This window comes from Pseudomonas frederiksbergensis, assembly GCF_003732665.1.
Taxonomy (GTDB): Bacteria; Pseudomonadota; Gammaproteobacteria; order Pseudomonadales; family Pseudomonadaceae; genus Aquipseudomonas; species Aquipseudomonas frederiksbergensis_G.
This window is the reverse complement of record NZ_MOBP01000011.1, coordinates 1-8,233: the sequence shown is the minus strand read 5'-3', so window position 1 is coordinate 8,233 and position 8,233 is coordinate 1. Positions and strand designations below refer to the sequence as shown.

The window sequence follows — 8,233 nt, the reverse complement described above, 5'->3', positions numbered from 1 at the left end:
AGCCCGCTCCCACATTTTTATGGCGGCGGGTTTACCAGGTTGCGGCGGCGGCCCTCGGCAAACTCAGCTTGCCGGTATCGACAAACCGCATGGTGCCAAACAACCCGCCGGCCAGTTTGCCCCGCAGCAGGTAGGGCAGGTTGTCGAGGGTTTGGGTCTGGCTCAGGCCCAGGGTCTGGCGCAGGACCGAGAACGCCGAAACGCTCACCGGCACGGTCAACACCGTTTCGGAAAACCGTGGGATTGTCCCTGACTGATCGCTGACACCGGAAGCCAGTGGCTGACCGTTGACTTCCAGGTCCAGGGCCACGCCGTTGTAGTCGATCGCGGTTTCATTGGGATTCTGTACGCGGATCTTCACCGCGAAGCGCACTTCCAGGTCCTGGCTTTGCAGCGGTTCGATGCCGACCACGTTGATGTTCAGCGGGTCGCGATTGGGGAACAGCGCGCAGGCGCTCAGGGAGAGCAACAGCAGGGACAAGGACAGGGCAAAAAGTCTGCGCATCAAAAGGCTCTCGACAGAAAAAGGGACTGAACCGCCGTTGAAGATTTTCGGGCGGTTCACCTGTGCGACCACGCTCACTGTGAGGGGTTCGCTGCAAGCTGTCACTTGTTCATGAGGGCCGAGGTTTCAGCGAGCCTTGACCGGCGTCGGCAAGGTCACGAGGTTGACGTAGCCGTCCCAGAATTGCTTCTGGTCGATGGCAAACACCACCTTGGCTTTTTGCGTGCCTACCGGTGGACTCTTTTTATAGCCCAGGGCCCGGCCGTAATCGGCGCTGAACTGCGCGTCCACGTCCACCCACAAATCCCGGGACTCGGTGACGATGCCCGGTTGCACCAGGAACAGCGCTGGCAGGCTGTCCCAGGTGAAGCTGTGGTAGGCCGGATCCTTGTCGAACAGTGGACCGAACTCGTGTTTGTACAGATCGGCAATCGGGCCCGGTTTGGCGATCACTCGTTTGTACACCGAGGCATCGAAGGTGACTTTCTCGCAGACATCGTTGGGGAAGATCACATGCTCGATGGGCGCGCGCAGGACGATCTTCGCCGCCTCGGGATCGAACCACCAGTTGAACTCGGCGGCCGGCGTGGTGTTGCCCGGAATCTCGATCGCGCCGCCCATGTACACGATGCGTTTGATCAGCGGCACGATGTCCGGCGCAGAACGGATCGCCAGCGCAATGTTGGTCAGCGGCCCGACCGCCAGCAACGTCACTTCATGGGGATTGGCGCGCACGCTGTCGACAATGAATTGCGCGGCGGTTTCCTTGCGCAGTTGAGTGTGGGTGGCCAGGCCATCCGGCGGCGCGACCAGTTGTGCGGCGGAGGTCGGACGCGGCGATTTGAACGCCCCCGGCCAACCGGCGCCGAACAGCGCTTGTTCCTGCGGGTAGGTGGCGAAGTCATGCAGCAACGGATACGCCGCGCCGGAATACACCCCGACCTCCTTTTCCACGCCCATGCGCTCCACGGCCTTCAGCGCGTCGACCTGCTCCTGATCGACCCAGGCGTTGCCGCTGACCAACGTCATGCCGAGCAGATCGATGCGTTTTTGCGCGTGCAACTGGGCGAGCATGATGAAGGCCTGGCCGTCATCGTTGAGTACGTTGAAGTCGGTGTCGAAAATGACTTTCTCCGCCGCTTGCAAGGACCCGGCGCACAGGCCGGCGGCGACAAGCAGGGCACAGCGTTTGATCAAACCTTGCATGAATTCTCACCTGAGTAATTTTTGGAATACAAATCCCCTGTGGGAGCGGGCTTGCTCGCGAATGCGGTGTGTCAGTCAAAATTGATGTCGACTGACACGACGCCTTCGCGAGCAAGCCCGCTCCCACAGGGATGTTGGGCGGTTAGCGGTTTACCAATTTGGCGGGCAACGCGATCACCAGGAAACTACTGAGGATCAAACACCCGGCAAAGAACCACAACGCCCCGGCACTGCTGCCCGTGACATCTATCGCCACGCCCATCAGCGAGTTACTCACCAGTCCAGCGATGTTCGCCAGCGAGCAGGCGAGGGCAAACCCGGTGGCCGCGGCCGTGCCTTTGAGAAATGTCGCCGGCAGGCTGAAGAACACCGGCACCGCACCAATGATCGCCGCCGAGGCAATGGCGAACAGCGCCACGGTCGCTACCACGTTGTGCACGAAGAACGGTGCCGTGGCCATGGCCGCCGCGCCGACCAGGAACGGCACGATGATGTGCCAGCGGCGTTCGCGGTGTTTGTCGGAGCTGGCGCCGATCAACAGCATGCCCAGCAGCGCGGCGATGCTCGGCAACGCGGTGAGGATGCCGATGTGGAAGGTGTCGACAATCCCGGCGTTGCGGATGAAGGTCGGCATCCAGAAACCCATGGCGTAGGCGCTGAGCAGGATCGAGAAATCGATGCCGCCGAGCATCCACACTTTCAGGTTGAAGAAGCCATCGCGAAAGCTGTGCTTGCTGTCGGCGGCACTGGCATCGTCGGCGCGCAGTTCCTGTTCCAGCAGGGCTTTCTCTTCATCGTTGAGCCACTTGGCTTGTTGATAGCTGTTGGGCAACGCCCAGAAGGTCAGCACGCCGAGCAACACGCTGGGCACCGCTTCGATCAGGAACAGCCACTGCCAGCCGCGCAAGCCGCCGAAGCTGTCGAAATGGCTCATTACCCAACCCGATAGCGGCCCGCCAATCACGCTGGACAGCGGCAAACCGATCATGAACAGCGCGATGATGCGACCCCGGCGATAGGTCGGGAACCAGGTGGTCAGGTAATACAGCACCCCCGGCAGGAACCCGGCTTCAGCGGCGCCCAGCAGGAAACGCAGGACGTAGAACTGGGTGGTGGAGGTCACGAGCATGGTGCAGGCCGAGAGCAGACCCCAGGTGATCATGATTCGGGCGATCCAGATCTTCGCGCCGACCTTTTCCAGCACCAGGTTGCTCGGCACTTCGAACAGGATGTAGCCGACAAAAAACAGCCCGGCGCCGAGGCCGAACGCGGTTTCGCTGAAGTGCAGTTGGTCGAGCATCTGCAGTTTGGCGAAGCCGATGTTGATCCGGTCGAGGTACGCGGCCAGGTAGCAGAAGCACAGGAACGGAATCAGCTTCCAGGTGATCTTGTGGTACAGCGCTTGAATCGGGTCGGCGACCGTGGTCGCGGGTGCTGCGTTCGCAATGGGCATCGGATGTCTCCTGGCGGTGACTTATGGTTTTTATACAGCCGCTTTTTCCAGCGCTCTGGCGCGCTGAAAGCGGCGTCCAAAGGCAGTGTCAGAAGACTGAGGTCGCACACCCTGTGTAGGAGCAAAGCTTGCTCGCGAAGGCGTCCTTGAGATCGCCATCGCGGGCAAGCCTTGCTCCTACAAAGCGTACACCTCAGTTTTGTCACCAAGACCTGCGCTCTATGGCGCGGTTCTTGTGGCACGCATTACATTTTTTCGAAGTGGGCAATCGCCTCCCGCTTGCTGACGACATCGCCATACTTGCTGTCGATGTCGAACAGGTTGGCTTCGTGGGGCGCCGGATGCCGGTCGCCGACGCATTCGCGCACGACGATGGTGCGGAACCCGTGTTGCACCGCATCCACTGCCGTCGCCCGAATACAACCGCTGGTCGAGCAGCCGGCCAGCACCACGGTGTCGATCCCCTGGGCGTGCAGCATCGAGGCCAAACTGCTGCCGAAAAACGCACTGGCGTACTGTTTGCTGATCACCACTTCATCGGATTGAGGCAGCACCTCTTCACAAAACGCCGCCAAGGGATTGCCCTCGACCATGTCCTTCATCACCGGCGCTTTTTTCACCCAGATTCCGCCATCGGCAAAATGGCCGGGATGGTAGCGGATATTGGTGTGCACCACCGGGATGCCATGACGGCGAGCACTGGCCAGCAGCTCGACGCTTTCAGCCACGGCACTGACCACGCCGGGAGCAAACAGCGGCGCGCCTTCGGTGGTGTAGCCGCGCATGAAATCGATCATCAGCAACGCAGCCTTCCGCCCGAAACCGATGCGCTGGCCCCACACGCCCTGGTAGTTGTCGTTGGCGGTTTGTTCGCTCATGTCACTCACCCCTTAATAAGCACCAGAGAGCAGGGCGCCGGCGCCGGGAACGATGGGTTCCAGGTCCAGGGCCTTGAGCATGGCGTAGGTCGTGGCAATCGCTGCGGTGAGCACCGGTTTGCCGGTTTGCGCCTCGACTTGCGCCACCACCGGCAGCGACTGCATCTGCACACAGGCCGAGAGCACGATCACATCCACGCCTTCCAGATTCATGCCAGCGACGATGCCGGGCAGGTTCGCCGGGTCGTGCCGGGCCACGGCCAGGTTGTCGGGGATCTCCAGGGCGCGCCAGTCCACCACTTCAAAGCCTTCTTCGCGAATGTAATCCACCACCAGTTCCGTCAGCGGTTTCATGTACGGCGCGACGATGGCGATGCGTTTAGCGCCCATGACCTTCAGACCTTCGATCAAGGCACCGGCACTGGTGATCACCGGGGCGTTGGCGTCGTTATCAGCGGTGGCCTTGCGCAGTCGTTGCTCGGACTTGCGATGATAACCGAGCCCCATGGCCATGATCGCGACGAGGCAGGCATACCCCAGCACATCGACCTTGGCGTCGGACAGTTCAATGGCGCAACGGTCGGACTCACCGTCCATCGCCGCCAGTTCTTCCTTGCGCACTTGCTTCATGCGCATGCGGCTGGAGTGAAAGGTGAAGCGTTCCGGGCGGATCAACTGGCGTGCGTTGAGCATCGCCGGGATCTCGGTTTCCATGGTGGTGTTGGAACTCGGCACAATCTGGCCGATGCGGTAAGGCTTGAGCATAAACGTCTCCCGATTCGATTAGTTGAGGCGCGGGCCAAGGAAATCACCGAAGGCGCTGAAGAAGCCTTCGAGGTCATCCCAGGGAATCATGTGCCCGGCATTGGCGACGTGGACGCTGCGAATGGTCGGTTGCAGGTCGAGGATTTCCGCTTCGTCCTCGGGCGCAATCACGCCGCCACGGCCAGCGATCATCAGCAAAGCGGGTTGCTGGAGTTTCGGCAGGTCTTGATGGAAATCCACATCATGGAAATCGTTGAAGGCGCGCACGATTGCCGGTTCATAGCAGGTGTGCAGCCATTCGGCGCGCAGTTGCAGTTGCTCATCGGTCCAGGTGGCGCAGAAGGCGCGCATCGCCTCGGCATCCATCCCGATCAATGACTGGCGGATTGAATCGACGTACCACGGCAGTTTGCTCGGGTATTCACGGCGACCGGGGCCGGAGACGGGCGGGTCGATCAACACCAGACGATTGACCCCGGCCGGATGTTTCACAGCACTGCGCACCGCAAAACGGGCGCCCATGGAATGGCCGACCAAGTGATAGTTATCGAGCTGCATGGCAGCGGCAAAAGCGCCGATGTCATCGGCGCAAGTCTCAGCGCTGTAATCCAGATCAGGCCCGGTGGAGGAGAGGCCACGCCCGCGAACATCCAGCACATAGGTATCGAAATGCTCACCAAGACGTTCCGCAACAAACCCCCAAGTGATCGCCGGACTGGTAATGCCAGGGATCAGCACCAGCGCCGGGCCTTTGCCGCCGTAGCGCAAGTAGTGCTGGCGAATGCCGTTGGCCTGAACGTTGCCGCCATGGACGAAAGTGCTCACGCGGCCACCCCCGATTTCAGCGGTTGGGCGTACAGGTCGTAGCCGTAGACCCAGGCCGGATCTTCCTGGGTGCGCAACCAGGTGTTGGCGTTGGACACGGACTGAACGCGGGAGGCGCGTTCCTTGCGGTTGGCTTCATAGAGTTCGAACGCGGTGCGGTAGTCGCCGAGGCCGGTTTCCTGCAAGCAGCGGGTCAGCATCGCCGCGTCTTCGATGGCCATGCCCGCGCCCTGGGCCATGTGTGGCTTCATCGGGTGGCAAGCGTCGCCCAGCAATACCAGACGACCACGGCTCCACAACGGCAACGGATTGCGGTTGCGCAGCGGCCATTTGGTCACGCTTTCGGTGGACTCGATCAGCGCCTGGACCGTCGGGTGATAGCCCTGGAACGCTTCGAACATTTCTTCGCGGCTGCTATCGACAAACGCGCCCTGGAAATCCCACTCCGGGTGCGGCACGCCGGTGACGTAGTAATACTCGTCGCGCTTGCCGGTGGTGTAGTAGACCATCATGTGCCGGTCCTCGGTCCACCACTTGATGCAGTCCTCGAACTTCAGGTCGTACTTGGCCAATTGGTCGCCACGGATCAATGCACGATGCGCGACCCAGCCGCTGTACAGCGGTTTTTCCGCGCCCAGCAACTCTTCACGAATCTTCGAATTGATCCCGTCAGCACCGATCACGATGTCGGCGTAGGTGACTTCGCCGTCGCTGAAAGTCAGGCGCACCTGGGTGTCGGTTTCTTCGAGGGTTTCCAGGCGTTTGTTGAAGTGCACGGTGCCGGGTTTGATCGTCGACATCTGCAAGGCGTGCAGGTCGCCGCGGTGCACGGTGACGTAGGACGCGCCGTATTCCTTGCGAGCGAAATCCCCCAGTGGGATGCGCGACAGGTAGTCGCCGCTCAAGCCGTCACGGCTGAACCAGTGATCCGGGTGCGAGCCCATCAGGTCGAGCTGCTGCTCGATGCCCATGCGCCGGAAGATTTTCATGATGTTGGGGCCCATGTGGATCCCGGCGCCGAGGCGGGAGAACTCCGGGGCCTGTTCGTAGATGTCCACCTGGAACCCGGCTTGTTGCAGCAACGTCGCGGCGGCTGCACCGCCAAGACCTGCACCGACGATGGCGATTTTTTGCGTATGGGCCATGGGGCTTGTTCCTCTTCTTCGAATGGTCGCTGGCGGTGTCGCCGCAAGGTTTTTAAAGTGTATACGCTGTATTTTTCAAAAAGAAAGAGCCGTTGGTAAAAATTAATTTTTGGCGTTTTTTGCCCGTAGTCACCGAATGTAACCTTTGTTTGTTGGGTTTGTGTGGGTTGGTAACGTTATGGTCCGGCGCTTGCAGTCCGCTCGCATTTGATGTCTTATCGATAAAAAATGGCGTACACGCTATAAAAATGCACTGGAGTGAGGCAGGGCGCCTCGACTTGGTGCGCAGCAGACGATTGAGGAGATTGGAAATGCCGGTAAGCGATTGCGAACTGACCCAGATGTTCGAACACGTGTTGAAGTTGTCGAAGGTCGACTCGACCCAGAGCGTCGCCGTGCTCAAGAGCCACTATTCCGACCCGCGCACCGTGCGTGCCGCGATGGATGCCGCCCAGCGCCTGGGCGCCAAGGTCTACGTGGTGGAATTGCCGTCGTTCAACCATCCGACGGCCATGGGCAACGACATGACCGCCTACTGCGGCGACACCGCGCTGACCGGCAATATCGCCGCGCAACGGGCGCTGGAAGCGGCGGACCTGATCGTCGACACCATGATGCTGCTGCACTCGCCGGAGCAGGAGCAGATCCTCAAGACCGGCACGCGGATTCTATTGGCGGTCGAACCCCCGGAAGTCCTGGCGCGCATGCTGCCGACCGAGGCCGACAAGGTGCGGGTGATGGCGGCGGAGAAGCTGCTGACACAGGCGCGTTCGATCCACGTCACCTCCCGCGCCGGCAGCGATTTCCGGGCAGCGCTGGGGCAGTATCCGGCGGTGACCGAGTACGGTTTCGCCGATGAACCGGGGCGTTGGGACCATTGGCCCAGCGGGTTTCTGTTTTCCTGGCCCAACGAAGAAACCGCCGAAGGCGTGCTGGTGCTGGACATTGGCGACATCGTGCTGCCGTTCAAGACCTATGCCCGGGAGAAGATCACCCTGGAGATCGAAAAGGGCTTCATCACCTCGATCCACGGCGGTTTCGAGGCTGAATACCTGCGTGATTACATGAAGTATTTCAATGATCCCGAGGTGTACGGCATCTCCCACATTGGCTGGGGTTTGCAACCAAAAGCTCAGTGGACGGCCATGGGTTTGCATGACAAGAACGATGGCATGTGCATGGATGCCCGGGCGTTTTATGGCAACTTCCTGTTCTCCACCGGGCCGAACACCGAAGTCGGCGGCAAGCGCAAAACCCCGTGCCATTTGGATATACCGCTGCGCAATTGCGATGTGTACCTGGATGATCAGGCGGTGGTGATTGGCGGGGATGTGGTGGCGCCTGAAGCCTCCCGGGTTCGCTGACGTCCTCACAGCCACAGGAGATCCAATGTGGGAGCGGGCTTGCTCGCGAATACGGTGTGTCAGTCGATGTAAATGCTGACTGACACACCGTA

8 protein-coding genes are annotated in these 8,233 nt (G+C 60.7%); 1 reads left to right on the top strand and 7 read right to left on the bottom strand.

Going from position 1 to position 8,233, the window contains the following annotated elements; genetic code table 11:
• Positions 1–31 precede the first annotated feature (31 nt).
• The 7 genes from BK665_RS16975 to BK665_RS16940 all read right to left on the bottom strand — a co-directional run bounded on the left by BK665_RS16975 (position 32) and on the right by BK665_RS16940 (position 6,777).
• On the bottom strand, positions 32–505 hold the full coding sequence (locus BK665_RS16975) for an LEA/WHy family protein (protein WP_123407693.1): 474 nt from the start codon (positions 503–505) through the stop codon (positions 32–34).
• A 126-nt stretch (positions 506–631) separates the two neighbouring features.
• Positions 632–1,711 carry a nucleoside hydrolase gene (locus BK665_RS16970; RefSeq protein ID WP_123407433.1) on the bottom strand — a complete coding sequence of 360 codons (1,080 nt, stop codon included), beginning with the start codon at positions 1,709–1,711 and terminating at the stop codon, positions 632–634.
• A 142-nt stretch (positions 1,712–1,853) separates the two neighbouring features.
• Positions 1,854–3,164: an MFS transporter gene (locus BK665_RS16960; protein ID WP_123407429.1), complete on the bottom strand. Its 1,311-nt coding sequence runs from the start codon at positions 3,162–3,164 to the stop codon at positions 1,854–1,856.
• Between the two features lie 245 nt (positions 3,165–3,409).
• Positions 3,410–4,042 (bottom strand): N-carbamoylsarcosine amidohydrolase, encoded by a 633-nt coding sequence (locus BK665_RS16955; RefSeq protein WP_123407427.1) that lies wholly within the window; start codon positions 4,040–4,042, stop codon positions 3,410–3,412.
• 12 nt (positions 4,043–4,054) lie between these two features.
• Positions 4,055–4,807 carry a maleate cis-trans isomerase family protein gene (locus BK665_RS16950; protein ID WP_123407425.1) on the bottom strand — a complete coding sequence of 251 codons (753 nt, stop codon included), beginning with the start codon at positions 4,805–4,807 and terminating at the stop codon, positions 4,055–4,057.
• 18 nt (positions 4,808–4,825) lie between these two features.
• Complete coding sequence (locus BK665_RS16945) at positions 4,826–5,632, bottom strand: alpha/beta fold hydrolase (protein WP_123407423.1); 807 nt, start codon at positions 5,630–5,632, stop codon at positions 4,826–4,828.
• Positions 5,629–6,777, bottom strand: a complete 1,149-nt coding sequence (locus BK665_RS16940) for an FAD-dependent monooxygenase (protein ID WP_123407420.1) — start codon at positions 6,775–6,777, stop codon at positions 5,629–5,631. The genes BK665_RS16945 and BK665_RS16940 overlap by 4 nt, the downstream gene beginning before the upstream one ends.
• Positions 6,778–7,088: 311 nt before the next feature.
• Here BK665_RS16940 and BK665_RS16935 point away from each other — a divergent pair, with 311 nt between their 5' ends.
• The gene (locus BK665_RS16935) at positions 7,089–8,141 is read left to right on the top strand and encodes a 2,5-dihydroxypyridine 5,6-dioxygenase (protein ID WP_123407418.1); all 1,053 of its coding nucleotides are present in this window, start codon (positions 7,089–7,091) and stop codon (positions 8,139–8,141) included.
• Positions 8,142–8,233: the final 92 nt, after the last annotated feature.